This window comes from Variovorax sp. TLI9-5A (genome assembly GCF_056867935.1).
Map to the genome: position 1 here is coordinate 93777 of NZ_CP200310.1, position 25555 is coordinate 119331.

23 protein-coding genes are annotated in these 25555 nt (G+C 68.3%); 17 read left to right on the top strand and 6 right to left on the bottom strand.

The annotated features are described in order from the left end of the window. Window position 1 precedes the first annotated feature (1 nt). The 7 genes from AC1VNX_RS00475 (at window position 2) to AC1VNX_RS00505 (ending at window position 7025) form a co-directional block, all read left to right on the top strand. A complete protein-coding gene (locus AC1VNX_RS00475; RefSeq protein WP_483154979.1) occupies window positions 2-1549 on the top strand; it encodes a benzoate-CoA ligase family protein in 1548 nt (515 codons plus the stop codon). Window positions 1550-1604: 55 nt separating this feature from the next. Continuing rightward, a complete protein-coding gene (locus tag AC1VNX_RS00480) occupies window positions 1605-2432 on the top strand; it encodes an alpha/beta fold hydrolase (protein WP_483154980.1) in 828 nt (275 codons plus the stop codon). After that, a complete protein-coding gene (locus tag AC1VNX_RS00485; protein WP_483154981.1) occupies window positions 2429-3601 on the top strand; it encodes an ABC transporter substrate-binding protein in 1173 nt (390 codons plus the stop codon). The genes AC1VNX_RS00480 and AC1VNX_RS00485 overlap by 4 nt, the downstream gene beginning before the upstream one ends. Before the next feature lie 142 nt (window positions 3602-3743). Further along, window positions 3744-4616, top strand: a complete 873-nt coding sequence (locus AC1VNX_RS00490) for a branched-chain amino acid ABC transporter permease (protein ID WP_483154982.1) — start codon at window positions 3744-3746, stop codon at window positions 4614-4616. Continuing rightward, the gene (locus tag AC1VNX_RS00495) at window positions 4613-5572 is read left to right on the top strand and encodes a branched-chain amino acid ABC transporter permease (RefSeq protein WP_483154983.1); all 960 of its coding nucleotides are present in this window, start codon (window positions 4613-4615) and stop codon (window positions 5570-5572) included. The genes AC1VNX_RS00490 and AC1VNX_RS00495 overlap by 4 nt, the downstream gene beginning before the upstream one ends. Beyond that, window positions 5569-6324, top strand: coding sequence for an ABC transporter ATP-binding protein (locus AC1VNX_RS00500; protein ID WP_483154984.1), 756 nt, complete (start codon window positions 5569-5571; stop codon window positions 6322-6324). The genes AC1VNX_RS00495 and AC1VNX_RS00500 overlap by 4 nt, the downstream gene beginning before the upstream one ends. Beyond that, window positions 6324-7025 carry an ABC transporter ATP-binding protein gene (locus AC1VNX_RS00505; protein ID WP_483154985.1) on the top strand — a complete coding sequence of 234 codons (702 nt, stop codon included), beginning with the start codon at window positions 6324-6326 and terminating at the stop codon, window positions 7023-7025. The genes AC1VNX_RS00500 and AC1VNX_RS00505 overlap by 1 nt, the downstream gene beginning before the upstream one ends. Before the next feature lie 25 nt (window positions 7026-7050). Here AC1VNX_RS00505 and AC1VNX_RS00510 read toward each other — a convergent pair whose 3' ends face one another. Beyond that, window positions 7051-7446 (bottom strand): hypothetical protein, encoded by a 396-nt coding sequence (locus AC1VNX_RS00510; protein ID WP_483154986.1) that lies wholly within the window; start codon window positions 7444-7446, stop codon window positions 7051-7053. Window positions 7447-7459: 13 nt separating this feature from the next. Further along, window positions 7460-7873: a hypothetical protein gene (locus AC1VNX_RS00515; protein WP_483154987.1), complete on the bottom strand. Its 414-nt coding sequence runs from the start codon at window positions 7871-7873 to the stop codon at window positions 7460-7462. A 170-nt stretch (window positions 7874-8043) separates the two neighbouring features. On the opposite strand from AC1VNX_RS00515, the gene AC1VNX_RS00520 reads away from it, so the two are divergent. Both AC1VNX_RS00520 and AC1VNX_RS00525 read left to right on the top strand, forming a co-directional pair. Then, a complete protein-coding gene (locus AC1VNX_RS00520; RefSeq protein WP_483154988.1) occupies window positions 8044-10020 on the top strand; it encodes a sigma-54-dependent Fis family transcriptional regulator in 1977 nt (658 codons plus the stop codon). Between the two features lie 185 nt (window positions 10021-10205). Next, window positions 10206-12008 carry an NAD(P)-binding domain-containing protein gene (locus AC1VNX_RS00525; protein WP_483154989.1) on the top strand — a complete coding sequence of 601 codons (1803 nt, stop codon included), beginning with the start codon at window positions 10206-10208 and terminating at the stop codon, window positions 12006-12008. 135 nt (window positions 12009-12143) lie between these two features. Here the strand turns inward: AC1VNX_RS00525 and AC1VNX_RS00530 are convergent, their stop codons facing one another. After that, entirely contained in the window at window positions 12144-12854 is a 711-nt protein-coding gene (locus AC1VNX_RS00530) for a Crp/Fnr family transcriptional regulator (protein WP_483154990.1), read from the bottom strand. Between the two features lie 126 nt (window positions 12855-12980). Here AC1VNX_RS00530 and AC1VNX_RS00535 point away from each other — a divergent pair, with 126 nt between their 5' ends. The 4 genes from AC1VNX_RS00535 to AC1VNX_RS00550 all read left to right on the top strand — a co-directional run bounded on the left by AC1VNX_RS00535 (window position 12981) and on the right by AC1VNX_RS00550 (window position 18146). Next, window positions 12981-13901 (top strand): beta-keto acid cleavage family enzyme, encoded by a 921-nt coding sequence (locus AC1VNX_RS00535; protein WP_483154991.1) that lies wholly within the window; start codon window positions 12981-12983, stop codon window positions 13899-13901. Between the two features lie 38 nt (window positions 13902-13939). Then, entirely contained in the window at window positions 13940-15148 is a 1209-nt protein-coding gene (locus AC1VNX_RS00540) for an ABC transporter substrate-binding protein (protein WP_483154992.1), read from the top strand. Window positions 15149-15150: 2 nt separating this feature from the next. Next, on the top strand, window positions 15151-16119 hold the full coding sequence (locus AC1VNX_RS00545) for a 3-hydroxyacyl-CoA dehydrogenase NAD-binding domain-containing protein (protein WP_483161851.1): 969 nt from the start codon (window positions 15151-15153) through the stop codon (window positions 16117-16119). Window positions 16120-16334: 215 nt separating this feature from the next. After that, a complete protein-coding gene (locus AC1VNX_RS00550) occupies window positions 16335-18146 on the top strand; it encodes a feruloyl-CoA synthase (RefSeq protein WP_483154993.1) in 1812 nt (603 codons plus the stop codon). A gap of 22 nt (window positions 18147-18168) precedes the next feature. Here AC1VNX_RS00550 and AC1VNX_RS00555 read toward each other — a convergent pair whose 3' ends face one another. Continuing rightward, a complete protein-coding gene (locus AC1VNX_RS00555) occupies window positions 18169-19083 on the bottom strand; it encodes a LysR family transcriptional regulator (protein ID WP_483154994.1) in 915 nt (304 codons plus the stop codon). A gap of 126 nt (window positions 19084-19209) precedes the next feature. On the opposite strand from AC1VNX_RS00555, the gene AC1VNX_RS00560 reads away from it, so the two are divergent. Genes AC1VNX_RS00560 through AC1VNX_RS00570 form a run of 3 tightly spaced genes read left to right on the top strand, consistent with a single transcriptional unit; the run spans window position 19210 to window position 22401 of the window. Further along, complete coding sequence (locus tag AC1VNX_RS00560) at window positions 19210-20577, top strand: MFS transporter (RefSeq protein WP_483154995.1); 1368 nt, start codon at window positions 19210-19212, stop codon at window positions 20575-20577. A gap of 20 nt (window positions 20578-20597) precedes the next feature. Further along, window positions 20598-21104: a GAF domain-containing protein gene (locus AC1VNX_RS00565; RefSeq protein ID WP_483154996.1), complete on the top strand. Its 507-nt coding sequence runs from the start codon at window positions 20598-20600 to the stop codon at window positions 21102-21104. A 37-nt stretch (window positions 21105-21141) separates the two neighbouring features. Continuing rightward, on the top strand, window positions 21142-22401 hold the full coding sequence (locus AC1VNX_RS00570) for a metal-dependent hydrolase family protein (RefSeq protein WP_483154997.1): 1260 nt from the start codon (window positions 21142-21144) through the stop codon (window positions 22399-22401). 9 nt (window positions 22402-22410) lie between these two features. On the opposite strand, the gene AC1VNX_RS00575 is transcribed toward AC1VNX_RS00570, so the two are convergent. After that, window positions 22411-23199 (bottom strand): PaaX family transcriptional regulator, encoded by a 789-nt coding sequence (locus tag AC1VNX_RS00575; protein ID WP_483154998.1) that lies wholly within the window; start codon window positions 23197-23199, stop codon window positions 22411-22413. Between the two features lie 95 nt (window positions 23200-23294). Between AC1VNX_RS00575 and AC1VNX_RS00580 the strand changes: the two genes are divergently transcribed. Next, on the top strand, window positions 23295-24077 hold the full coding sequence (locus AC1VNX_RS00580; RefSeq protein ID WP_483154999.1) for a crotonase/enoyl-CoA hydratase family protein: 783 nt from the start codon (window positions 23295-23297) through the stop codon (window positions 24075-24077). A gap of 9 nt (window positions 24078-24086) precedes the next feature. On the opposite strand, the gene AC1VNX_RS00585 is transcribed toward AC1VNX_RS00580, so the two are convergent. Next, window positions 24087-25478 (bottom strand): aminotransferase-like domain-containing protein, encoded by a 1392-nt coding sequence (locus AC1VNX_RS00585; RefSeq protein ID WP_483155000.1) that lies wholly within the window; start codon window positions 25476-25478, stop codon window positions 24087-24089. Window positions 25479-25555: the final 77 nt, after the last annotated feature.

Here is a 25555-nt window from a genome sequence, read left to right on the forward strand (position 1 = left end):
CATGACCCCACCCCCACGATTCAACTTCGCCGGACATCTGTTCGACCTCAACCGCGAACGCGCCGCCCGCACTGCCTACATCGACGACCGCGGCACGCTGAGCTACGGCCAGCTCGAGGAGCGCTCGCGCCGCCTGGCCGCCGCGCTGCAGGCCGCCGGCATCCGGCGCGAGGAGCGCGTGCTGCTGCTGATGCTGGACGGCAACGACTGGCCCGTGAGCTTCCTCGGCAGCCTCTATGCCGGCGTGGTGCCGGTGGCAGTGAACACGCTGCTCACGCCCGACGACTACGCCTACATGCTCGACCACAGCCGCGCGCAGGCGGTGCTGGTCTCGGGCGCGCTGCTGCCCACGCTGCAGGAGGCGATGTCGCGCGGCGGGCACGAGGTGCGGGCGCTCTTCGTGTCGCAGCCCACCGGCGCGCTGCCCGAAGGCGCGCAGGAATTCGACGCCGCGCTCGCCGCCGTCGAACCGCTGGCTGCGCCAGTGACCACCGCATCGGACGACCCGGGCTTCTGGCTGTATTCCTCCGGCTCCACCGGCAAACCCAAGGGCACGGTCCACACGCACGCCAACCTGTGGTGGACGGCCGAGCTCTACGGCAAGCCGGTGCTCGGCCTGACCGAGGACGACGTCTGCTTCTCTGCCGCCAAGATGTACTTCGCCTACGGCCTGGGCAACGCGCTGACCTTCCCGCTCTCGGTGGGTGCCACCGTGGTGCTGATGGCAGAGCGCCCGACGCCCGATGCCACCTTCCGCCGCTGGGTGGAGCACAAGCCGACCGTGTTCTTCGGCGCGCCCACCGGCTTCGCGGGCATGCTCGCCTCGCCCAGGCTGCCCGCTCGCGAGGCGGTGGCGCTGCGCATGTGCTCCTCGGCCGGCGAGGCATTGCCGGGCGAGATCGCGCAGCGCTTCAAGCAGCACTTCGGCTGCGAGATCATCGACGGCATCGGCTCCACGGAGATGCTGCACATCTTCATTTCCAACCGCCCCGGCGACGTGCGCTACGGCACCACCGGCCGGCCGGTGGAAGGCTACGAGGTCGAGCTGCGCGGCGAGGACGGCCGCCCCGTGCCCGACGGCGAGGTGGGCGACCTCTACATCCGCGGCCCGAGTTCGGCGCTGATGTACTGGGCCAACCGCGAGAAGTCGCGCGAGACATTCCAGGGCGGCTGGACCAAGAGCGGCGACAAGTACACCCGCGACGCCGACGGCTACTTCACCTACGCCGGGCGCAGCGACGACATGCTCAAGGTCAGCGGCATCTACGTCTCGCCCTTCGAGGTCGAGGCCACGCTGATGCAGCATCCCGCCGTGCTCGAGGCGGCGGTGATCGGCAAGGAAGACGCCGACGGCCTGACCAAGACCAAGGCCTTCGTGGTGCTGAAGGACGGGGGCGCGGCCACCGAGGACGAGCTCAAGGCATTCGTCAAGGAACGCCTCGCGCCCTACAAGTACCCGCGTTTTCTCGAATTCGTGGCCGAGCTGCCGAAGACGGCGACGGGGAAGATCCAGCGGTTCCGGCTGCGCGAGAAGGAAAGGCAGGCATGACGTCCCCGCGTTGTCCCCTCTCCCGCTCGCGGGAGAGGGAGAGGGAGCAAAACCCATGAGCGCCGGCGTCAACGGCGCGAGCCACCCCGACTTCGCCACCATCGACTGGCGCGGCCGCACCGTGCAGATCGAATGCCAGTGGATCGCCCCCGAGCGCACCAGCGCCCCGCTCGTCGTGTTCCTGCACGAAGGCCTCGGCTCGGTCGCGATGTGGAAAGACTTCCCCGCTCGGCTGTGCGAAGCCGCCGGCGTGCGCGGCCTCGTGTTCTCGCGCCCCGGCTACGGCCGCTCCACGCCGCGCGCGGAAGACGAGGTCTGGGACGTCGACTTCATGCACCGCCAGGCGCACGAGGTGCTGCCCGCCCTCTTCGCCGCGCTCGGCCTGAGCGACCAGAAACCCTGGCTCTTCGGCCACAGCGACGGCGGTTCGATCTCGCTGCTGTACGCCTCGCGCTTTCCGGACGAGGTGGCGGGCCTCGTGGTGCTGGCGCCGCACATCTTCGTGGAGGACGTGACGGTGGCGAACATCGAGAACGCGCGCACCGCCTACCTCGGCACCGACCTGCCGCAGAAGCTGGGCCGCTACCACGACAGCGCCGACTCCGCCTTCTGGGGCTGGAACCGGATCTGGCTGCACCCGCCCTTTCGCGACTGGAACATCGAGAACGAACTCGACACCATCCGCTGCCCCGTGCTCGCCATGCAGGGCATCGACGACGAGTACGGCACCCTCGCGCAGATCCGCGGCATCGCCGCGCGCGTCGGTGGTTGCGAGCTGCTCGAAATCCCTCAATGCGGGCATTCCCCGCATCGCGATCAGCCGGATCGTGTCATCGTCGCGGCCACGTCCTTCATCACCAAAAACAGGAGACAGACACCATGACAATCCGCACCGCCCGCGTGGCCCTCACGGCCATCGCCTTCGCTGCCCTCACATCGGCTGCAGGCGCACAAGGCACAGGCAAGCTCAAGGTCGGCCTGATGCTGCCCTACAGCGGCACCTACACCGCCCTGGGCGTGGCCATCGAAAACGGCTTCAAGCTCTACGTCGACGAGCAGGGCGGCAAGCTCGCCGGCCGCGAGATCGAGTACTTCAAGGTCGACGACGAGTCCGACCCTGCCAAGGCCACCGACAACGTCAACAAGCTCATCAAGCGCGACAACGTCGACGTGATCGTCGGCACCGTGCACTCCGGCGTGGCGATGGCCATGGCCAAGGCGGCCAAGGAAAGCGGCACCGTGCTGATCGTGCCCAATGCCGGCGCCGACGCGGTGACGGGCCCGATGTGCGCGCCCAACATCTTCCGCAGCTCGTTCAGCAACTGGCAGCCGGCCTACGCCATGGGCGAAGTGGCGGCCAAGCAGCAGGGCAAGAAGAAGGCGATGACCATCACCTGGAAGTACGCGGCGGGCGACGAGTCGGTCGCCGGCTTCAAGGAAGGCTTCGAGAAGAACGGCGGCAAGGTCGACAAGCAACTCACCCTGCCCTTCCCCAACGTGGAGTTCCAGGCGCTGCTGACCGAGATCGCGGCGGCCAAGCCCGACGCCGTGTACGCCTTCTTCGCGGGCGGCGGCGCGGTGAAGTTCGTCAAGGACTACCAGGCCGCCGGCCTGAACAAGACCATCCCGCTGTACGGCCCCGGCTTCCTGACCGACGGCACGCTCGACGCGCAGGGCGAATCGGCCCAGGGCATGCTGACCACGCTGCACTACGCCGACGGCCTGAACACCGCGCGCGACAACGCCTTCCGCGTGGCCTACGCCAAGTCGTTCAAGCTGCAGCCCGACGTGTACGCGGTGCAGGGCTACGACGCCGCCCAGATGCTGGGCGTGGGCCTGAACGCCACCAAGGGCGACATCTCGAAGAAGGCCGAGTTCGCAGCCGCCGTCGAGAAGGCGAAGATCGACAGCCCGCGCGGCGCGTTCACCGTGAGCAAGTCGCACAACCCGGTGCAGGACATCTACCTGCGCAAGGTGGAGGGCAAGGAGAACAAGCTGGTGAGCACGGCCATCAAGGGCCTCGCTGACCCCGCTCGCGGCTGCAGGATGTAAGCACACCCCCAGGCTTCGCGCACTTCGTGTGCTGCGCCAACCCCCTTGCAGGGGGAGACACCTGCGGTCCGGCGAAGCCGGTTCCGCGGTGTCCCGCGAACTGCATCCCTCCTCAACGATCCCGCCCTGAGAGAACCTCCTCGTGGATTTCGGAACCTTTCTTGTCCAGTGTCTGAACTCGGTTCAGTACGGACTGCTTCTCTTCCTCGTGGCCTCGGGGCTGACGCTGATCTTCGGGATCATGGGCGTCATCAACCTCGCCCACGGGAGCTTCTACATGATCGGCGCGTACATGGCGTTCTCGCTCGCGCCGCTGTTCGGCGACCAGTTTTTGCTGATGCTGGTGGCCGGCGTGGTGCTGGCGGCCGTCTTCGGCTACCTGCTCGAATGGGCCTTCTTCAGCTACCTCTACCAGCGTGATCACCTGCAGCAGGTGCTCATGACCTACGGCCTGATCCTGGTGTTCGAGGAGCTGCGCTCCATCCTCGTGGGCAACGACGTGCACGGCGTGAAGGTGCCCGCGTGGCTCGACGGCAGCTTCGCGCTGGGCAGCGTCATGAGCTACCCGTGGTACCGGCTCTTCGCGTCGGCCGCCTGCATCGTGCTGGCCGTGGGCCTGTACTGGGTGGTGAACCGCACGCGCCTGGGCATGATGATCCGCGCCGGCGCGAGCAACCGCGACATGGTGCGCGGCCTGGGCATCGACGTGAAGCGGCTCTACCGCATCGTGTTCGCCGCGGGCGTGGCGCTCGCGGCGCTGGCCGGCATGATCGCCGCGCCGATGTCCTCGGTGTATCCGAACATGGGCGCGAGCGTGCTCATCATCTGCTTCGTGCTGGTGGTGATCGGCGGCATCGGCTCCATCACCGGGGCGCTGGTGGCCTCGCTGCTGGTGGGCTTCGTCGACACCTTCGGCAAGGTGTTCTTCGCGGACCTGAGCGGCATCGGGATCTATCTGCTGATGGCCATCGTGCTGATCTGGAAGCCCGAGGGGCTGATGGGGAAGCGGGCATGACGGCCATGAAGAAGAGTTCATTCCTGCTGCCCGTGGCCTGCGCGGTCGCCATCGGCGTCGCCGGCCCGCTCATGGGCAACTACGCATCGGACTTCATCGTGAAGGTGATGATCCTCTCGATCTTCGCGCTGAGCCTGGAGCTGCTCGTTGGCATGACCGGTCTCGTGAGCCTGGGCCATGCGGCGTTCTACGGCATCGGCGCCTACGTGACGGTGCTGGCCTCGGGCAACGAGGGCGGCAACTTCGCGCTGCTGCTGCCGCTGTCCATGGGCGCGGCGGCGCTCTACGCGCTCTTCGTCGGCGCTTTGAGCCTGCGCACGCGCGGCGTGTACTTCATCATGGTGACGCTGGCCTTCGCGCAGATGGCCTTCTTCGTGTTCCACGACACCAAGGTCGGCGGCGGCAGCGACGGCATCTACATGTACGTGCGGCCGGCCATCGGCGCGCTCGACCTGGAGAACCGCACCGTGCTGTTCTACGTGGTGCTGGCCTCGCTGGTGTTCACCTACGCCCTGCTGGCGCTCATCCGGCGATCGCGCTTCGGCGCGGCGCTGGCGGGCATCCGCGTGAACGAGCAGCGCATGCGCGCCGCCGGCTTCGCGGTGTACGGCTACAAGCTCGCGGCCTTCGTGCTGGCCGGTGCGCTGGCCGGGCTCGCGGGCTTCCTGCTGGCCTCGCGCGACGGCGTGGTCAACCCCGAGCTGATGGCCTGGCACAACTCGGGCGAGGTGCTGCTGATGGTGATCCTCGGCGGCCTCGGCCACCTGCGCGGCGCGGTGATCGGTGCGGTGGCGTTCACGCTGCTGAAGGAAATCTTCTCCACGCATGCGGTGATGGGCCCGCTGGCCGACCACTGGCAGCTGACGCTGGGGCTCACGATCATCGTGTTCGTGGCGCTGCTGCCCAAGGGCCTGATCGGCCTGGTGCAGCGTCTGTCGCCGAAGGGGGCCGCATGACGACGACCACCGCACTGCTTTCCGTCGAGAAGCTCACGCGCCGCTTCGGCGGCCTCACCGCCGTCAACGCCGTCACGCTCGATCTGCACGTGGGCGAGGTGCATGCCGTGATCGGCACCAATGGCGCCGGCAAGTCCACGCTCATCAACATGCTCTCGGGCGAGATCGAGGCCAGCGAGGGCCGCATCACGCTCGAGGGCGTGGACATCACCGGCCGCGCGCAATGGAAGCGCGCGCGCGACGGCGTGGGCCGCAGCTACCAGCGCACCACCATCTTCCCGGAGTTCAGCGTGCACGAGAACTGCCGGCTCGCCGCGCAGGCCGCCACGCCGAAGCCCTGGGCGATCTGGCAGTCGTCGCGCGGCTGCGCCACCAGCAGCGCTTCGGCCGACGCGGCGCTGGAGGCCGCCGGCCTCGCGCACGAGGCGCAGCGCATCGCCGGCACCATGAGTCACGGCGCGCAGCGCCAGCTCGAAGTGGCGATGTGCCTGGCCACCAACCCGCGCGTGCTGCTGCTGGACGAGCCCCTCGCCGGCATGGGCGCCGAGGAAACCGACCGCATGCTCACGCTGCTCGCGCGGCTGAAGGCCACGCACGCGATCCTGCTGGTGGAGCACGACATGGACGCCGTGTTCCGCATCGCCGACCGCATCACGGTGATGGTGAACGGCGCGGTCATCGCCACGGGCAACCCGACCGAGATCCGCGAGAACCCGGAAGTGCGCACCGCCTATCTTGGGGAAGACCACTGATGCTGCTCGTACGCGACCTCAACACCTACTACGGCAACAGCCACATCCTGCGCGGCGTGCATGCCGGCATTCCTGCGGCCACCTCGGTCGGCCTGCTCGGGCGCAACGGCATGGGCAAGACCACGCTGATCCGCACCATGATGGGCTACGTGCGCCCCGCGTCGGGCGAAGTGCAGGTCGACGGCCGCACCGTCACCGGCCTGCCGCCCGAGAAGATGGCACGACTGGGCATAGGCTACGTGCCCGAGGGGCGCGGCATCTTCCCCAACCTGTCGGTGCGCGAGAACCTCGTGATGAGCGAGCGCGCGGGCATCGATGGCCGCCGCGAATGGACCTTCGACCGCGTGATGGCAACCTTCCCGCGCTTGTCCGAGCGGCTCTCGAACGGCGGCCAGCAGCTCTCGGGCGGCGAGCAGCAGATGCTCTCCATCGGCCGCGCGCTCATGACCAACCCGCGCCTCTTGATCCTCGACGAGGCCACCGAAGGCCTCGCGCCGCTGATCGTGGCCGAGATCTGGCGCGTGATCGGCGAGATCCGCGCAACAGGCATCGCCACGCTGATCGTCGACCGCGACTACCGCAAGGTGCTCGCGAACACCGATCTCGCGGTGGTGATGGAGAAGGGGCAGATCGTGCGGCATGGAGCGTCGGCGGATCTGTGGGGCGAGCCGCATGCGCTGGAGGAGCTGCTCGGCGTCTGAAAATCGATACCGGGATGCTCGGGATTCAAGGGTCGTCTCTTTTCGAAAGCCTTCGAATCTCGCCTTCCGCAATTTCGCGGTGATGTGTTGACTCTTCGAGCGACAGGTACTCCTCGTACTTTTCGATGGCACGACCGAACTCCCCTGCATCTTCGAGCTGGCACGCCTCGAACATGAAGCGCGTGAGCAGCTTGTTGGACTCCGGGTATGGCGAGGGCGCGTTCAGATAGGCTGGCTTCAGTTCGGGCCGGAGCAGGTATATCTGCTGCTCGATCTCGAATATCCCGGCAAGGATCTCGCCGATCCGCCCGATGTTTCCTCGAACGGGTTCGAGCCTGGCGTCCCGTATCTCCGACGCTGCACGGTCGAGCAATCTGGCCGCCACGGTGAGAAGCTGGTGGATGGATTCGGGTGACGCCATGCCAACTACCGGTTCAATGGCCCGCTTGCGACACCGCGTCGACCGGCACTCGCAACCAATAGCACTCCCCCGTTTTCGGAATGCTGCGAACGACGAAGCCGCGTTTTTCCAGAACACGCCGAAGCTTGAGGTTGGGATTCGCGCAATGCACCGCATGAACCCGCCACTCGACGAAGGCCAGGCCTTCACGCCTGGCATAGCGATTGGCCAGCGACGCCACGCTCGGCAACGCGCCCTCGCCGCCACCATCGATGTGCGCAAGCTCCATGACCAGCGCGTCGCCATCCACCTTGAACCGGCCGAGCATGTTGGCGCTGCCCGCGTTGAAAACGAGTGGCTCGTCTTTCAGAACGATCGCCTGGAGTTCTTCATTCGGCAACTGAAGAACTTCGTCTACGGTGTAGCCCTCCAGCAGGACCTGTGACATGCGCAAACCTCCTCGACTGCGAAAAGGCAATCGTCAGGAAGCGTAACCGAAGGGGTTCTCCACCGGGTTTCACCTCTGTCCTGCGACAGCGCGACAGCCGAATGATGGACGGCTGCACGGCCCCGGCCTGGCCGTGCGCACCCCATTCCCCTCCACTCGCGAGGCTGCGCATGACGTCCCTGCAATCGCGCCACATCGACAACGTCTACTCCATTGCCACCGGCACCGCGCTGGTGGCCGATCCGGCGCAGAGCCTGGTCCACAAGTCGTGGGCGCGCTGCGTGCGCGACCACGGGCTCGATCCGTCGAAGCCGACGCCCGCGCGCATCCTCCCGGCGCAGGAGGTGCGCGCGCACCAACAGCAGCTCGAACATTTCCTGCGCGCCGCGCGCGCAGGCATGGAGGACATCTATCGCCGCGTGGCCGACCTGGGCTACATGGTGCTGCTGACCGACGCCGAAGGCATCACCGTCGACTACATCGGCAACCCCGCGTGGGACGACCAGCTGCGCAAGGCCGGCCTCTACCTGGGCGCCGACTGGAACGAGGCGCACGCGGGCACCTGCGGCGTGGGCACCTGTCTGGTGGAGCGCCAGCCGATGACCTGCCACCAGACCGAGCACTTCGACGCCACGCACATCGCGCTCACCTGCACCACCGCACCGCTGTTCGACCACAGCGGCAAGCTCACGGCGATCCTCGACGTGTCGGCGCTGCGTTCGCCCGAAGCCAGGGAAAGCCAGCATCTCGTGCGGCACCTGGTGGCCATCTACGCGCGGATGATCGAGGACGCCGACTTTCTGCGCAGCTTCCGCGGCCACTGGATCCTGCGGCTGGGCAGCGCCTTCGGGCTCGTCGACGTGGCGGGCGAGGTGATGCTGGCCTTCGACGAAGGCGGCACCGTGGTGGGCGCGAACGGCGGTGCGCGGCAGGCCTTCGCGGGGCGAGCGCTGGGCGGCGCGATATCCGAATGGCTGCACATGCCGATGGATGCGATCTGGCGCATCGGCAATGGCGGCGCGTCGGCCATGCCCTCTGCCCACACGGTGCTGCTGCCCGGTGGCGGCGAGTACCACGCGTCGCTGCTGGCGCCACGCGTGCGCAGGCCTTCGGTCGCCGCCCCTGCGTCACCCGCCGCACGCCCGAACGACCGCCTGCCGCCGCTGGAGCGCATCGCGGGCGACGATCCGGCGATGCAGAAGCTGCTCGCGCAGGCGCGCCGCCTGGTGGACCGGGGCATCCACGTGCTGGTCGAGGGCGAGACCGGCAGCGGCAAGGAAGTGCTGGCCCGCGCGCTGCACGGCGCGAGCAACCGCGCGGCGATGCCCTTCGTGGCGGTGAACTGCGCGGCCATTCCCGATTCGTTGATCGAGAGCGAGCTGTTCGGCTACACGCCCGGCAGCTTCACGGGCGGCCGCGCCAAGGGCATGAAGGGCCTGATCGCGCAGGCCGACCGGGGCACACTGTTCCTCGACGAGATCGGCGACATGCCGATGGCGCTGCAGACGCGACTGCTGCGCGTGCTCTCCGAAGGCGAGGTGCTGCCGCTGGGCGCCGAGTCGCCTCAGCGCGTGGACATCGCCGTGGTGGCCGCGACGCATCGGCACCTGCCCGGGCTGGTGGCCTCGGGGCGCTTCCGCGAGGATCTCTATTACCGGCTGTGCGGCGCGGTGCTGAAGCTGCCGCCGCTGCGCGAGCGCGGCGACATGCGCTATCTGATCGAGGGCATGTTCAACGAGGAGGCTGCGGCGATGTCTTCGCCCGCGCGGCTGTCTGAAGACGCGATGCGACGGCTGCTGGCGCACGACTGGCCGGGCAACCTGCGGGAGCTGCGCAATGTGCTGAGGCTGGCGCTGGCGCTGTGCAGCGATGGACGGGTCAGCGCAGAAGACATCCAGCTCCAGTTACCCGCACGATCGGGCAACGTCGCCCCGGCCATCGCGGCCCGTGTCGCCGCCCCTTCGTCCGACGACGCAGACGGCATCGCCGCCACCGAGCTGATCGAACTTCTCAGGCGCCACCGATGGCACGTGGCACGTGCGGCCGACGAACTTGGCCTGAGCCGTGCCACGGTGTACCGGCACATGAAGCGCCACGGCATCGCGCCGCCGCGCAGGCGAGAGGGCCGGCCGTTGGCGGACGCCTGAGACGCGCTGCGACAGTTGTCTCGTCTTCGTCGCATGCGGCGTGCGACAAACGCTTCCGCTGCGACAAAACCCCGCGCAAGTCATTGATCCATCGTCGCCCCTCGCACGGCACGAAATCTGCGCAATGCATGCCGCGCCGCCCCCAAGGCGCCGCGCATCCATCAACAACGCAACGGAGACACTCAATGACAGACCCCACCACCGGCCCCACCCGGGCCGCGGCCCAATGGCTCACCGACTTCGCCGCCGCGCTCGCGGGCGGCGACATCGAAAAGGCCGTCTCGCTGTTCGAGCCCGACAGCTTCTGGCGCGACCTCGTCGCCTTCACCTGGAACATCCGCACGCAGGAAGGCCCCGAGGCGATCCGCGCGATGCTGCAGGCGCGGCTGGCCGACACGCAGCCCACGGCCTTCGCTGTCGAGGGCGAGGCGACCGAGGCCGATGGCGTGGTCGATGCATGGTTCACCTTCGAGACGCGCGTGGCGCGCGGGCGCGGCCACCTGCGGCTGCGCAACGGCAAGGCATGGACGCTGCTCACCACCATGACGGAACTGAAGGGCTTCGAGGAGAAGACGGGCGACAACCGCGTCAAGGGTGCGGAGCATGGCGTGCACAAGGGCCGCAAGAACTGGCTGGAGAAGCGCCGCGACGAAGAAGCAACGCTGGGCTACACCGAGCAGCCCGAGGTGGTGATCATCGGCGGCGGCCAGGGCGGCATCGCGCTGGGCGCGCGGCTGCGGCGGCTGGGCGTGCCGACGATCATCGTGGAGCGCAACGCGAAAGCCGGCGACTCCTGGCGCAAGCGCTACAAGTCGCTGTGCCTGCACGACCCGGTCTGGTACGACCACCTGCCCTACATGCCCTTCCCCGACGACTGGCCGGTGTTCGCGCCCAAGGACAAGATCGGCGACTGGCTGGAGATGTACACGAAGATCATGGAGCTCAACTATTGGAGTTCCACCACCGCGAAGAAGGCGCGCTTCGACGAGGCAACGCAGCGCTGGGAAGTGACAGTCGAGCGCGAGGGCAAGCCGGTGGTGCTGCGGCCGAGGCAGCTGGTGTTCGCGCTGGGCGTGTCGGGCTACCCGAACGTGCCGAAGGTGGCGGGCGCGGAGAACTTCAAGGGCGACCAGCACCACTCCAGCCAGCATCCCGGGCCCGAGGCCTATGCCGGCAAGAAGTGCGTGGTGCTGGGTTCGAACAATTCGGCGCACGACATCTGCGCGGCGCTGTGGGAGCACGACGCGGACGTGACGATGATCCAGCGCTCGTCGACGCACATCGCGCCCTCGCAGTCGCTGATGGAGCTGGCGCTGGGCGGGCTCTATTCGGAGCAGGCGGTGAAGAACGGCATCGACCACCACAAGGCCGACCTGATCTTCGCGTCGGTGCCCTACAGGATCATGCACACCTTCCACATCCCGGTGTACGAGGAGATGAAGAAGCGCGACGCCGACCTGTACGCGCGGCTCGAGAAGGCGGGCTTCCTGCTGGACTTCGGCGTCGACGGCTCGGGCCTCTTCATGAAGTACCTGCGGCGCGGCTCGGGCTACTACATCGACGTGGGCGCCTCGGAGCTGGTGGCCAACGGCAGCATCCATCTGAAGAGCGGCGTGAACATCGAGCGGGTGAACGAGCGCTCGGTCACGCTGACCGACGGCACCGAGCTGCCGGCCGACCTGCTGGTGTACGCCACCGGCTACGGCTCGATGAACGGTTGGCTGGCCGACCTGATCTCGCCGGAGATCGCCGACAAGGTCGGCAAGTGCTGGGGCCTGGGCTCAGATACGCCGAAAGATCCGGGCCCGTGGGAAGGCGAGCTGCGCAACATGTGGAAGCCCACGCAGGTCGACAACCTGTGGTTCCACGGCGGCAACCTGCACCAGTCGCGGCACTACTCGCAGTTCCTGGCGCTGCAGCTGAAGGCGCGCATGGAAGGGATCGACACGCCGGTTTACGAACGGGCACCGTCGCACCACGTGCGCTGAGCGGGTGTTACTTCCCTCTCCCGCTTGCGGGAGAGGGCCAGGGTGAGGGTGAGTGCCTCCAATGAGACGCCGCACTCGAATGGACGCCGCAGCCCTCACCCCAACCCTCTCCCCGATGGGAGAGGGAGCGAGCTCTCATTCGCTGATGAACCGCCGCAGCCCTTCGAGGTCGATCACGGTGATGCCGCCGTATTCGATGCGGAGGAACCCCGCTTCCCTCAGCCGGTTCAGCGCCGCATTGCAGCGCTGGCGCGACACGCCCGACAGGTTCGCGATCTCCTCCTGCGAGGTCTGCAGGTGCGGCTCGCTGCCCGGGTGCAGCCAGGGGTGGAACAGCCCCGCCAGCGCGCGCGCCACCTGGCTGTCGGCGTCGAGCAGGCGGTGCGCCGCGTAGTTGCCCATGAACCAGTGCAGCCGCTCGTTGATCTGCTGCAGCAGGAAGTGATCGAAGCCGCGCTGCGTGCGGTGCAGCCACTCGAAGGTTTCCAGCGGCAGCGCCGCCACCCGGCTGGGCCGCAGCGCGATGATGTCGGCCGAGCGCGGCAGTGCGCGCAGCAGTGTGCCTTCGCCGAACCAGCTGCCGACCGAGAGCCCGCCGAAGGTCACGGAGCGCCCGTCGCTGGAGGTGATCGACCACTTGAGCAGGCCTTCGAGCGTGCCGTACCAGTGCATCGGCGTGTCGCCGCGCCGGCACAGCGCGGCACCGGCCGCCACCTCGACCTCGCGCATCTCGTCGAGCACGCGCTCGCCCGCGCTCACGTCGAGCAGCGGGAACCAGGCCGAGCCTTGCAGCAATTGCGGGATGGTCAGCGATGCCGCCCTGGGGGCCGGCTTCGTCGTGGGCATGGAATGAAAGCTCCTGAAGGCGCGGGTGCGTAAACCCTGAGCCCAAATGTCGTCGCGATGACTGAGTGTGCCTGCGCACCCAAAAATAATAGCGCGGCCCCCATGAAAGACACCAGGAGCCCGAGCATGTCGAAGCGCAAAGTGATCGTGACCATCGCCCCCACCGGCGGCATGGCGCACAAGTCGCAGAACCCCCACCTCCCCACCCAGCCCGCCGAGATCGCGGCCGACGTGCTGCGCTGCTGGAACGCCGGCGCCAGCGTGGTCGCCATCCACGCGCGCCGCCCGGACGACGGCGCCACCTGCGACGCCAACGTGTACCGCGATATCAACAGCCGCATCCGCGCGGCCGGCTGCGACATCGTCATCAACAACTCCACCGGCGGCGGCGTGCACGGCGACATGGTGAAGCCGCTGGCGGGCGACCGCTGGGAGATCGCCTGGGAAGAGCGCATCAAGGGCATGGACGCCGGCGCCGAGATGTGCACGCTGGACGCCACCACGCTCAACCTGAGCTTCGAGGGCAGGCAGATCCTGATGGACACGCCCATCACCCGCGGCCGCGAGCTGGCCGCCGGCATGAAGGCGCGCGGCATCAAGCCCGAATGGGAGGTGTTCAGCCCCACGCACATCCTGCAGGACACGACCACGCTGATCGGCGAGGGCCACGACGACGAGCCCTACTTCATCAACCTGGTGATGAACGTGCACCGCAACTTCCAGAACGCGATGCCGTATTCGCCGCGCTTCCTGCAGATGATGGTCGACACGCTGCCCAAGGGCAGCATCTTCTGCGTGAGCGGCATCGGCCCCTCGCAGCTGGAGGCCAACGTGGCGGCGCTGCTGCTGGGCGGCCACGCACGCGTGGGCCTGGAAGACAACCTCTACTTCCGCCAGGGCGAGCTGGCCACCAACGTACAGCTCACCGAGCGCATCGTGCGCGTGATTCGCGAGCTCGACATGGAAGTGGCCACGCCCGCCGAGGCGCGACAGATGATGGGCCTGCCGCGGGTAGGCACGCCGAGGCCCGAGTTCGCGTTGGGCTGAACCGGCACGCAAAAGAACAAAGAACGGAGACAGATCGAATGAACATTTCCCGCACCGCACTGGCCCTGGTGCTCGGCACGGCATTCGCCGCAGGCGCCTCGGCCCAGGTGTCGGACGACGTGATCCGCATCGGCTTCATCAGCGACATGTCGGGCATCTACCGCGACTACGACGGCCCGGCCGGTGCCGAGGCCATCCGCATGGCGATTGCCGACATGGGCGGCGCCATCGGCGGCAAGAAGATCGAGCTGGTCACTGCCGACCACCAGAACAAGCCCGACATCGCCGCCGCGAAGGCTCGCGAGTGGTTCGACGTGCAGAAGGTCGACATGCTGATCGGCGGCGTCAACTCAGGCGCGGCCATCGCCATGGCGGGCGTGGCGGCCGACAAGAAGAAGCCGTACTTCGTGGTGGGCTCGGGTGCGTCGAGCCTCACCAACGAGTACTGCTCGCCCTACACGGTGCACTACGCCTACGACACGGTGGCCATGGCCCGCGGCACCGCGAGCGCGGTGGTCAAGGCCGGCGGCAAGAGCTGGTACTTCGTGGCGGCCGACTACGCCTTCGGCGCGGCGCTGCAGAACGATGCAACCAAGACCGTGCTGGCCAGCGGCGGCACGGTGTCGGGTTCGGTCAAGCATCCGCTGGGCGCGAGCGATTTCTCGTCCTTCATGCTGCAAGCACAGAATTCGAAGGCGCAGGTGCTGGCGCTGGCCAACGCGGGCGGCGACACGGTGAACGCCATCAAGTCGGCGGCGGAGTTCGGCCTCGGCAAGAACATGAAGCTGGCCGGCATGATCATCACCATCAACGACGTGCATGCGCTGGGCCTGAAGGCATCGCAAGGCATGTACCTCACCGACAGCTGGTACTGGAACCAGAGCCCCGAGTCGCGCGAATGGGCGCGCCGCTTCTTCGACAAGCACAAGCGCATGCCCTCCTCCTTCCATGCCGGCGACTACTCGGCCGCGCTGCAGTACCTGCAGGCGGTGAAGGCAGCCGGCACCGACGACCCCGACAAGGTGATGGCGCAGTTGCGCAAGACGAAGTTCAATGACATGTTCGTCAAGGGCGGCTGGCTGCGCGACGACGGGCTGATGGTGCACGACATGCACCTGATGCAGGTGAAGACGCCGGCCGAATCGAAGGAGCCCTGGGACTACTACAAGGTGGTCGAGCCCATCCGCGGCGAGGCCGCATGGACGACCAGGGCCGAGAGCCGCTGCGCGCGGTGGAAATCGTCATGAGCATGAACGCATCCGCATCTTCTTCGTCTTCCTCGACCGGCGTGAAGCGCGTGGCGGTGGTCGGCACCGGCGTGATCGGCGCGAGCTGGGTCGCGCACTTCCTCGCGCACGGGCTCGACGTGAACGCGACCGACCCCTCGCCCGGCGCCGAAGAGCGGCTGCGCGAGGCGGTGGCGAAGCACTGGCCCACGCTGGAGCGCTTCGGCCTCGCGCCCGGCGCGTCCGTCGACCGCCTGCGCTTTCACGACAGCCTGGAAGACGCAGTGTCGGTGGCCGACTTCGTGCAGGAGAACGGCCCCGAGCGCATGGATTTCAAGATCGAGCTGTTCCGCCGCATGGATGCGGCCGCGCCGCCGGAGACGATCCTTGCATCCAGCTCCTCGGGCCTTGCGATCAGCGGCGTGCAGTCGGGCTGCGCGCATCCGCAGCGCGTGGTGCTGGGGCATCCGTTCAACCCGCCGCACCTGATTCCGCTGGTGGAAGTGATCGGCGGCGAGCAGACCTCGGCCGAAGTCATCGAGCGCACGATGGCCTTCTACGCGGCCATCGGCAAGCGGCCGATCCACGTGAAGCGCGAGGTGAAAGGCCACATCGCGAACCGGCTGCAGGCGGCGCTGTGGCGCGAGGCCTTCCACCTCGTCGACCAGGGCGTGGCGAGCGTGGCCGACATCGACACCGCCATCGCGCACGGGCCCGGCCTTCGCTGGGCGGTGATGGGACCGTTCATGAACCTGCATCTGTCGGGTGGCGCAGGCGGCATCGAGCATGTGCTCGCGCACCTGGGCGGGCCGATCGAGGACTGGTGGAAGGACCTGGGGGCGCCGTCGATGACAGCCGAGCTCAAGCAGAAGGTGGCGCAAGGCGTGTCACAGGAGTTGGGTGCACGCCGAACTGGCGATCTCGAATCGGCCCGTGACACCCTGCTGTTAAACCTGATTCGCGCGAAGGCTGATACCGGCAAGCTCGATTAGATGGAACCTTGCTCTTGTCGGGTGTTGAGCGCCTTGTTCGGGGCGCGATCACGCCCAGAGGGATCGGCCCGCATAAGCATGGCGTCCATCGTGAACAGGGCACCGGGTGCTCCCCGCAGCGAAATAAAGGAGGAGCCCGAAGGGCGGGGGACATTCGCGGAGGGGAGTACCCGGTGGCCTGTGCACGCACCCCGAACAAAACCCGGAACAAAAAAATGACCGACTTCCTCCACGACGAAAACCTGATCGCCCCACCCCGCACGGTGCGCATCGACTTCGACGATGGCTCCTTCGCGTTGCGCTCGCCGATGGCGCTGAAGCCGTATGCGCGATGCATTGGCGAATGGATCGAACGCTGGGCCAGCGAAACGCCCGACGCGCTGGCCTTCGCGGAGCGCGACGAGAGCGGCGAAGGCTGGCGCAAGCTGGACTACCGCGCGCTGCGCCAGGCCGTGGGCTCGGTGGCGCAGGCGCTGCTCGACATGAAGCTGCCGGCGGACCAGCCGGTGGTGATTCTTTCGGACAACGCCATCGACCACGTGGTGCTGATGCTCGCGGCCATGCATGTCGGGCGCGCCGCCTGCTCGCTCTCCAGCGCCTATTCGCGCATGGCGAAGGACACCTCGCGGCTGCACGGCATGCTGCAGGCGCTGAAGCCCGCGCTCATCTACGCCTCCGACGCGAAGGTGTACGGCGGCTCGCTCACGGGCAGCGGCGTGGAGGCCGTCACGGTGTTCAGCCTCAATGCCGGCGCGCACCCGGGCGCCATCGCCTTCGACAGCCTGCTCGCGGCGAAGGAAACGCCCGCCGTGATGGAAGCCTTCGCCGGCGTGCTGCCCGACACGCACGCCAAGTACCTGCTGACTTCCGGCTCCACCGGCAAGCCCAAGGTGGTCATCAACACGCACCGCATGCTGTGCGCCAACCAGCAGATGATGGCGCAGACCTGGCGCTTCCTTTCGCAGGAGAAGCCGGTGCTGGTCGACTGGCTGCCCTGGAGCCACACCTTCGGCGCCAACCACAACCTGCACATGGTGCTGTGCCACGGCGGCGCGCTCTACATCGACGAGGGCCGGCCTGCGCCGGGACTGATCGAGAAGACGGTGCGCAACCTGCGCGAGGTGAAGCCCACGCTGCTGTTCAACGTGCCGCGCGGCTTCGACATGCTGCTGCCTTTCCTGGAGGCCGACGAGGCGCTGGCCGCCGACGTGCTCTCGCGCCTGCGCCTGGCCTTCTACGCGGCGGCGGCGCTCGCGCCCTCCACCTGGAAGCGGCTCGAAGCGGTGGCGGCGCGCGTGCGGCCCACGCGGCCGCTGTGGCTCACCACCTCGTGGGGCGCAACGGAGACATCGCCCGCCATCACTTCCGCACACTGGAAGCTCGACGGCGCCGGCTGCATCGGCGCGCCGCTGCCGGGGCTGGAGCTGAAGTTCGTGCCCAACGGCGAGAAGCTGGAGATGCGCGTCAAGGGCGTCTCGGTGTTCCCCGGCTACCGCGATGCGCCGCGCGAAACCGCGCAGGCTTTCGATGAAGAAGGCTACTACCGCATCGGCGACGCAGGCTTCCTGGCCGACCCGTCGCAGCCCGCGCAGGGCGTGATCTTCAACGGCCGCGTGGCGGAGGACTTCAAGCTCTCCACCGGCACCTGGGTGTCCGTGGGCACGCTGCGCGTGAAGCTGGTGTCGCTGCTCGCGCCGCATGTGCAGGACATCGTGCTCACCGGCCACGACCGCGACGAGATCGGCATGCTGGTGTTCGCGAGCCCCCAGGGCGCCACGCTTGCGCCGCAGGCCATGGGCGAACGCCTCGCCAGCGTGCTGCGCGCGCTGCGCAACGAGGGCGCGGGCTCCTCGCAGTGCCCCGCCTGCGCGCTGGTGCTGGCAGAGCCGCCCAGCCTCGACGCGGGCGAGATCACCGACAAGGGCTACATCAACCAGCGCGCGGTGCTGACGCGGCGCGCGGCCGATGTGCAGCGGCTGCATGCACGCACATCGGGCGATGAACAGGTAGTGCGGCTGGAAGGCTGACCGCTTCCTTCTCCTGGAGCGCTCAGGCCTGCTCGAACAGCTCCAGCAGCGTGTTCTTCAGCCAGCGGTGCAGCCCCGAGGTCTCATGGCGCTGGTGCCAGAACAGCTCGATGATGCGCGGCGGCGCCTCCAGCGGCACAGGCATCTTGCGCAGGCCGGTCAGGCGCGGAGGCTCGAACTTCTCGGACCAGGGAAGCACCGCGATCAGGTCGGAGCGGCGCACCACCTCGTATGCCGCGCCGTAGTGGTTGACCGTCGCGACCAGGTTGCGCTGCAATCCGCGGCTGCGCAGGAACAGGTCGTAGGTCGGCGTGGTCTTGCCGACCAGGCTCACGTCCACGTGGCGTGCGGCAAGGAATTTCTTCAGCGGAATCCTCTCGGCCCGCGCCAGCGGATGGCCGGCACGCATGATGCAGACAAAGTCCGGCGACCACAGCGCCCGTGACTTGAGGAACGCCGGCCGCCGCACTTCCTCGTTGTAGACGCTGATCGCGAAATCGGCCTTGTTGTCGGCCAGCACCGGGCCGAAGTCGACCAGCGTGTTGGGAATGGCGTGAACCTGCATCGACGGCGCGACCTTGCCGAGCCGTTGCGCCAGCCGCGGCACCACGATGGACGACACGTAGTCGGACATCGCGATGCTCACGCTCGCCGTGCTGCGCAGCGCGTCGAACTGCTCGACGTCCAACGTCGCGCGGATCGCATGCAGCGATTGCGACAGCGGCTCCCACAGGTCGATGGCGCGCCGCGTCGGGTTGACGCCCGCGCCGCTGCGCACGAAGAGCGGATCGTCGAAGGTGTCTCGCAGCCGGCGCAGCGCATTGCTGACCGCGGGCTGCGTCAGCGACAGCTTGCTGGCCGCGCGCGTGACGTTGCCCTCGGTCATGAGGGCCTCGAACACCTTCAGCAGGTTGAGGTCGGCATTGCGGTAGTTCATCGCGCGTCCTCTTCGTCCATTCATTCACAGAGTCAATAAACACAATCACGCATATAAATTTGTCGTGATATCCCCGCGATCCTACGATCTGCCGCTTCTCCGCACCACCGAAGTCGAGGGATTCACATGACCATGCTGTCGGCCCGCATCGAGCGCCTGCCGTTCTCCGGTTTCCATCGGCGCCTGCTTCTCATGGGAGGCCTGGGCTACACCTTCGACGCGATGGACGCGGCCGTGATCGCCTTCGTGCTGCCGGTGCTGCGCACCGAATGGGGGCTCAGCAGCGTGCAGATCGGCGTGCTCGCCAGCGCGAACTTCATCGGATTCTTCTTCGGCGCGCTCGCGGCCGGCACCTGCGGCGACCTGTTCGGGCGGCGCAGGGTGATGATGTCGGCCCTCGCCATCTACTGCGTGGCCTCGCTCTTCAGCGGCATGGTCGACAGCTGGACGCTGTTCCTCGGCCTGCGCATCGTGGCCGGCTTCGGCGCCGGTGCCGAGAGCGCGATCATCGCGCCCTACCTCTCGGAGTTCGTGGCGCGCCGCTACCGGGGCACCTTCACCGGCGCGCTCGCGGGTTTCTTCTCATTCGGCTTCGTGGCCGCCGCGCTGCTGGGCTACTTCATCGTGCCGGCGCATGCACAAGGCTGGCGCATCGTGATCTTCATCACCGCGATGCCGGTGCTGCTGCTCCTGTGGTGGCGCCGCGCGTTGCCGGAATCGCCGCGTTGGCTCGAAAGCCAGGGGCGGCAGGCGGAGGCGGCCGCGATCGTGGATGCGATGGAATCCGACACCGTGCGCCGTGGCCTCGCGCTGCCCGCGCTCAACGAGGAAGACGTGGCCGCGCCACCGCCCAGCAACAGCCGCGGCGGCCTGCTGAAGAACTACGCCACGCTGGTCTCGCGCAAGCTGATGCGCATCAGCGTCATGACGTGGCTGATGTGGCTGTCGATCACCTTCAGCTACTACTCCTTCTTCACCTGGATACCGAGCCTGCTGATCCAGAACGGCATGACCATCACCAAGAGCTTCGGCTATTCGCTGGTGATGTACCTCGCGCAGATCCCTGGCTACTTCTCCGCCGCATGGCTCAACGAGAAGATCGGCCGGCAGGCCACCATCGTGGGCTACATGCTGCTGGGCGGCATCGCGGCGCTGGGCCTGGCCTTCACGCACAGCGACACGCAGATCATGGCGGCGGGCGTGCTGCTGTCCTTCTTCATGAACGGCACCTACGCTGGCGTCTATGCCTACACGCCGGAGGTGTTCCCGACGCAGGTGCGCGCGACCGGCTCCGGCCTGGCCTCGGCCATCGGGCGCATCGGCGGCATCACGGCGCCGATCCTGGTGGGCTTCATCTACCCCTCGCTGGGCTTCGCGGGCGTGTTCGGCATGACGACCGCCGTGCTGCTGCTGGGCGCGGCGGCCGTCACCTTCATGGGCATTCCCACGCGCGGCCGCTCGCTGGAAGACATCGCGGCAGCGGAGCTTTCCTGAGAGACATCGACCAGACACCCATGCAACCGAACGTGAACAGCAATCTCATCGACGAATCGCTCTCGGCCGTGGCACGCGCGCACGCCGAGACGCAGCAGCCGCAGGCCACCTTCGACGCCATCGACAAGGCGCTGGCCGCCACCGTGGGCCACCGGCTCTTCACGATCCTGGTCCATCACCGCGCGGCGCGCGAGTCGGAGCGCGTCTACACCAACATGCGCGATGCCTACCCGGTGGGCGGGCGCAAGCCGATCACCGATTCGCCCTGGATGCAGCAGGTGATGCAGCAGGGCCAGCCCTACATCGGCCGCACGGCCGACGACATACGCGACGTGTTCTTCGACCATGCGCTCATCGAGTCGCTGGGCTGCCGCAGCGTGCTGAACATTCCGCTGCGCTGGCGCGGCGAGACACTGGGCACGCTGAACCTGCTGCACCAGGAGAACTGGTACGGCACGCAGCACGTCGAGACCGCGCGCGTATTCGCGCAGCTCGCGGTGCCGGCACTGATGGCCGCCGCCGACTGAATGCCTGAATGAACGCCTTCACAGGAGCCCCTTCACCATGACGAACGCCGTACTGTTCCAGAACGCCCATCTGCTCGACCCGCAGCGCGTCGAGCTGCTGGAAGACCACCATATCCTCGTGGAGGACGGCGTGGTGCGCGAGGTTTCCGACAAGCCCATCCACAGCTCCTCGGCCCGCGCCATCGACGTGAAGGGCAAGACCGTGATGCCCGGCCTCATCGACCTGCACGTGCATGTGATCGCGGTGGAACTCAACCTCGCGCGGCAGGTGCATATGCCCAACGTGCTGGTGACGCTGCGCAGCGTGCCGATCCTGCGCGGCATGCTGCGGCGCGGCTTCACCACGGTGCGCGACGCGGGCGGCGCGGGCTTCGCCTTCAAGCAGGCGGTCGATGCCGGGCTGGCGCAGGGCCCGCGCCTCTTCGTCTCGGGCCGCGCATTGAGCCAGACCGGCGGCCACGGCGACATGCGCGCGCGCTCCGACTACATGGGCAACGGCGACGGCGTGTGCGCCACCTGCGTGCGCGTCGGCGCGCTCGCGCGCGTGGCCGACGGCGTGGACGCGGTGCGCAAGGCGGTGCGCGAGGAGCTTCAGATGGGCGCGGACCAGATCAAGATCATGGCCTCGGGCGGCGTGGCCTCGCCCACCGACCCGGTGGGCGCCTTCGGCTACAGCGAGGACGAGATTCGCGCCATCGTGGCCGAGGCGCAGGGGCGCGACACCTACGTGATGGCGCATGCCTACACGGCAGCCGCCATCGCGCGTGCCGTGCGCTGCGGCGTGCGCACCATCGAGCACGGCAACCTCGTCGACGCGCCCACCGCCACGCTCATGGCGCAGCTCGGCGCCTACGTGGTGCCCACGCTCGTCACCTACGACGCGCTGGCCACCGAGGGCGAGAGCCTGGGCCTGCCGCCGGAGAGCGTGGCGAAGGTCGCCAGCGTGCGCGAGGCCGGCCTGCGCTCGCTGGAGATCTACAAGGCGGCCGGCGTGAAGATGGGCTACGGCTCCGACCTGCTGGGCGAATCGCAGCGGCTGCAGAGCGACGAGTTCCGCCTGCGTGCCGAGGTGCTGTCGCCGGCCGAGGCCATCGCCAGCGCGACCACGGTGGGTGCCGAGATACTGGGCATGGGCGACCGCCTGGGCCGGCTGGTGCCCGGCGCGCTGGCCGACCTGCTGGTGGTGGACGGCAACCCGCTGCGCGACATCGGCTGCCTGCTGGGCCAGGGCGAGCGCATTCCGCTCGTCATGAAGGAAGGCGTGGTGCAGTTCGACGAACTCGCCACCCTGCACTGAACGAGAACGCTACGGCTGCGCCAGCCACTTGCGCCACAGCACCAGCGCCTTGTCCTGGTAGCGCCGGGTGGCGGCGAGCAGCGCGGCGCGGGGCGCGGTCGACATGAGCTCGGCCGGCAGCAGCGGATCGCGGATGATGTGCGCGATCACGGCGCGGCCCAGCAGCAGCGACTCGCGCGTCGCGGTCTCGAGCTTCTGGGTGGCGAGCCGCTTCTCGCTACGCTCCACGCCCGTCTGCAGGCGGCGGTAGTCGGCCTCCATGGCGCGCACGTTCCACAGCTTGCGCGCGGCCGCCTGCGCCGCTTCGTCGAGGTCGGCGATGCGGAACACCAGCGCGTCGCAAGACAGCCCCAGTGCCGCCAGATGCTTGCGCTCGGCCGCGAGGCCGCCCGAGAGGTTGTCGGGCCGGATGTGCAGGCCCGGGTGCAGTGCGGCAAAGCCGCGCAGCGACAGTGCGAGCGCATGGTGGCGCCACGCGGTCTTGTTGGCGCGCGGCACGCCCGCGTCGTGCACCGCGAGCCAGTCGCCGCGCCATGCGACGGTCTGCGCCTGCCGGTTGCGCCAGGCATCGACGGTGCGCGACAGCGCCGCGCCCTTGCGGTCGAGCATGTAGCTGCCGCGCTCGCCGCGCGCGATCTTGCCTTCGGCCGCGAGCCGCGTAAGGCCCACGCGCAAGGTGGATTCGCCGATGCCCATGAGCGCGCCCGCGCGGCACAGCGCCTGCGCGCTCAGCGTGCCGCCGTCGGCCACCAGAAGATCGAGGATCAGGTCGGGCGCGCTGGGGACGGCGACCGGCACATTACATACTTTGTCCATGTTTGCAGGAGAGAGAAATATTTCCTACGATCATCGTGAGCGATCGAGCATGTAATTTTGCCCGGAAGGATGCGCGCATGGCCATGCAATACGTGAGCTGCGACACAGATGGCGCCGTCTGCACCATCACCCTGAACCGGCCCGACAAGCGCAACGCGGTCGACGGCCTGGTGGCGGCCGAACTGCGCCAGGCCTTCGGCCAGTTCGAGGCCGAAGATGCGCTGCGCGTCGCGGTGCTGACCGGCGCGGGCGGCAACTTCTGCGCGGGCGCCGACCTCTCCGCCGTGGGCGACCCCGCCCGCCGCAACGAGCTCGACCCCGAGGGCGGCGGCAGCGGCCCGATGGGGCCCACGCGCATGGCGCTGTCGAAGCCGCTGATCGCGGCGGTGAACGGCTTCGCGGTGGCGGGCGGCCTCGAACTCGCGCTGCTGGCCGACCTGCGCGTGGCCGACGAGGACGCGGTGTTCGGCGTGTTCTGCCGTCGCTGGGGCGTGCCGCTGATCGACGGCGGCACGGTGCGGCTGCCGCGCATCGTGGGCATGGGGCGCGCGCTCGACATGATCCTCTCGGGCCGTCCGGTGGGCGCGCCCGAGGCGCTGGCGATGGGCCTGGTCAACCGCATGACGCCGCCCGGCGGCGCGCTGGTCGCCGCGCAGCAACTGGCACGCGAACTCGCCGCCTTCCCGCAGCGGTGCATGCTGGCCGACCGCCGCTCCGCCTACGAGCAATGGGACATGCCGCTGGCCGATGCCCTGCGCCGCGAGGGCGCGCTGGGCGTGCCGGTGGTCTTTTCCGAAGGACAGGCCGGCGCCGCGCGCTTTGCCAGTGGCTCGGGGCGCCATGGCGAGTTCGGGCGCTGAAAACCCGGCCTACCCCTGGCCGATGCGGCGCAGCGTGGTGCGCAGCGCCTTCGCGAAGCGCGGGTCGGCCATGGCGCCGACATTGAAGCGCGACCAGCGCGATACCTGGGTCGAATCGACGGCGAAGATGCGCCCCGGCGCCATCACGATCTTGCGCGGCAGCAGCTCCCTGGCGAAGGCCAGCGAGTCGGCCACGCCAGGCAGCGCGGCCCACACGTAGAGCGACTGCGGGCTGCGCGCGAACACCTCGGCGTCGACCGACTCCAGCAGCTTGATGGCGTTGCGCGTGGCTTCGCCCAGCCGCATTTGCAGCCGGTTCAGGTGCCGCTGGTAGTGGCCTTCGCTGAGGATGACATCGACGGTGCGCTCGGCGTATTCCGAACTGCTCACGTGGATCAGCGCCTTCAGATCGGCGAGGTCGCTCGCGAGGTCGGCACCGCAGGCGATGAAGCCCACGCGCAGCGCGGCCGAGAACGACTTGGAGAAGCTGCCGATGTAGATGGTGCGCTCCAGCTGGTCGAGCGCGGCCAGCCGGGGCAGCGCGGTGGGCTTGAAGTCGGCCAGCGGATCGTTCTCGACGATCAGCAGGTCGTGCTTCTGCGCGAGCTGCAGCACGCGGAATGCCTTGGCGGGCGAGATGTCGGAACCCGTGGGGTTGTGCGCGATCGACTGGGTGAAGAAGAGGCGCGGCCGCTCGGCAATGAGCAGGCGCTCCAGCGCTTCAAGGTCGGGCCCGTCGGCCAGGCGCGGCACGCCCAGCACCTGCGCGCCCGCGAGCTTGAGCTTGCCGAACAGCGGGTAGTAGCCCGGGTCGTCCACCAGCACCTTGCCGCCGGGCGGCACGAAATAGCGGATGACGATGTCCATCGCCTCGTTGGCGCCGTGCGTGAGCACGATCTGCCGCGGCTCGGCGCCAATGCCGAAGTCGGCCAGCTTGCGCACGAGGTGGTCGCGCAGCGGCGCATAGCCGAAGCGGCTGCCGTAGCGAAAGAGCGCGCCGAGCCCCGTGCGCACGACCTTGGGGTGGTACTTGTCGAGCCGCACGTCGGCCAGCCATTCGACCGGCGGGAAGCCGTCGCCCACGGCGATCGCGTCGGGCTCGGTCTTGAGCTGCTCGCGCATGAGCCACACGATGTCCATCGCGCGGCCGAGGCTGCCGGCGTCTTCCTCTGCGGGCCCGGGAGACGAGGGCCGCGCGCACACGAAGTAGCCCGAGCCGCGCCTGGGCTCGACCAGCCCGCGCGACACCAGCAGCTCGAAGGCCGCGACCACGGTGTTCTTGGCGTAGCCATGCAACTGCGCCAGTTCGCGCAGCGAGGGCAGCTTGTCGCCGGCCTTGTAGGCGCCGCTCGCGATCTGGCGTTCGATGGCGCTGGCGAGCGAATCGGCGATGGTGGTCATGGCCTGCGACTGTGACACAGCCGGCTCGAACAGCCACCCACTGTCCGCGCTGTCCGCACTGTCCCGCCAAACTGTGC

Coding starts and splice junctions, on each gene's coding strand:
- AC1VNX_RS00505 (WP_483154985.1), top strand. CDS start 6,324: ATGCTGCTCGTACGCGACCTCAACACCTACTACGGCAACAGCCACATC.
- AC1VNX_RS00480 (WP_483154980.1), top strand. CDS start 1,605: ATGAGCGCCGGCGTCAACGGCGCGAGCCACCCCGACTTCGCCACCATC.
- AC1VNX_RS00570 (WP_483154997.1), top strand. CDS start 21,142: ATGACGAACGCCGTACTGTTCCAGAACGCCCATCTGCTCGACCCGCAG.
- AC1VNX_RS00550 (WP_483154993.1), top strand. CDS start 16,335: ATGACCGACTTCCTCCACGACGAAAACCTGATCGCCCCACCCCGCACG.
- AC1VNX_RS00520 (WP_483154988.1), top strand. CDS start 8,044: ATGACGTCCCTGCAATCGCGCCACATCGACAACGTCTACTCCATTGCC.
- AC1VNX_RS00515 (WP_483154987.1), bottom strand. CDS start 7,873: ATGTCACAGGTCCTGCTGGAGGGCTACACCGTAGACGAAGTTCTTCAG.
- AC1VNX_RS00475 (WP_483154979.1), top strand. CDS start 2: ATGACCCCACCCCCACGATTCAACTTCGCCGGACATCTGTTCGACCTC.
- AC1VNX_RS00500 (WP_483154984.1), top strand. CDS start 5,569: ATGACGACGACCACCGCACTGCTTTCCGTCGAGAAGCTCACGCGCCGC.
- AC1VNX_RS00565 (WP_483154996.1), top strand. CDS start 20,598: ATGCAACCGAACGTGAACAGCAATCTCATCGACGAATCGCTCTCGGCC.
- AC1VNX_RS00495 (WP_483154983.1), top strand. CDS start 4,613: ATGACGGCCATGAAGAAGAGTTCATTCCTGCTGCCCGTGGCCTGCGCG.
- AC1VNX_RS00485 (WP_483154981.1), top strand. CDS start 2,429: ATGACAATCCGCACCGCCCGCGTGGCCCTCACGGCCATCGCCTTCGCT.
- AC1VNX_RS00580 (WP_483154999.1), top strand. CDS start 23,295: ATGGCCATGCAATACGTGAGCTGCGACACAGATGGCGCCGTCTGCACC.
- AC1VNX_RS00560 (WP_483154995.1), top strand. CDS start 19,210: ATGACCATGCTGTCGGCCCGCATCGAGCGCCTGCCGTTCTCCGGTTTC.
- AC1VNX_RS00510 (WP_483154986.1), bottom strand. CDS start 7,446: ATGGCGTCACCCGAATCCATCCACCAGCTTCTCACCGTGGCGGCCAGA.
- AC1VNX_RS00540 (WP_483154992.1), top strand. CDS start 13,940: ATGAACATTTCCCGCACCGCACTGGCCCTGGTGCTCGGCACGGCATTC.
- AC1VNX_RS00545 (WP_483161851.1), top strand. CDS start 15,151: ATGAACGCATCCGCATCTTCTTCGTCTTCCTCGACCGGCGTGAAGCGC.
- AC1VNX_RS00535 (WP_483154991.1), top strand. CDS start 12,981: ATGTCGAAGCGCAAAGTGATCGTGACCATCGCCCCCACCGGCGGCATG.
- AC1VNX_RS00530 (WP_483154990.1), bottom strand. CDS start 12,854: ATGCCCACGACGAAGCCGGCCCCCAGGGCGGCATCGCTGACCATCCCG.
- AC1VNX_RS00585 (WP_483155000.1), bottom strand. CDS start 25,478: ATGACCACCATCGCCGATTCGCTCGCCAGCGCCATCGAACGCCAGATC.
- AC1VNX_RS00525 (WP_483154989.1), top strand. CDS start 10,206: ATGACAGACCCCACCACCGGCCCCACCCGGGCCGCGGCCCAATGGCTC.
- AC1VNX_RS00555 (WP_483154994.1), bottom strand. CDS start 19,083: ATGAACTACCGCAATGCCGACCTCAACCTGCTGAAGGTGTTCGAGGCC.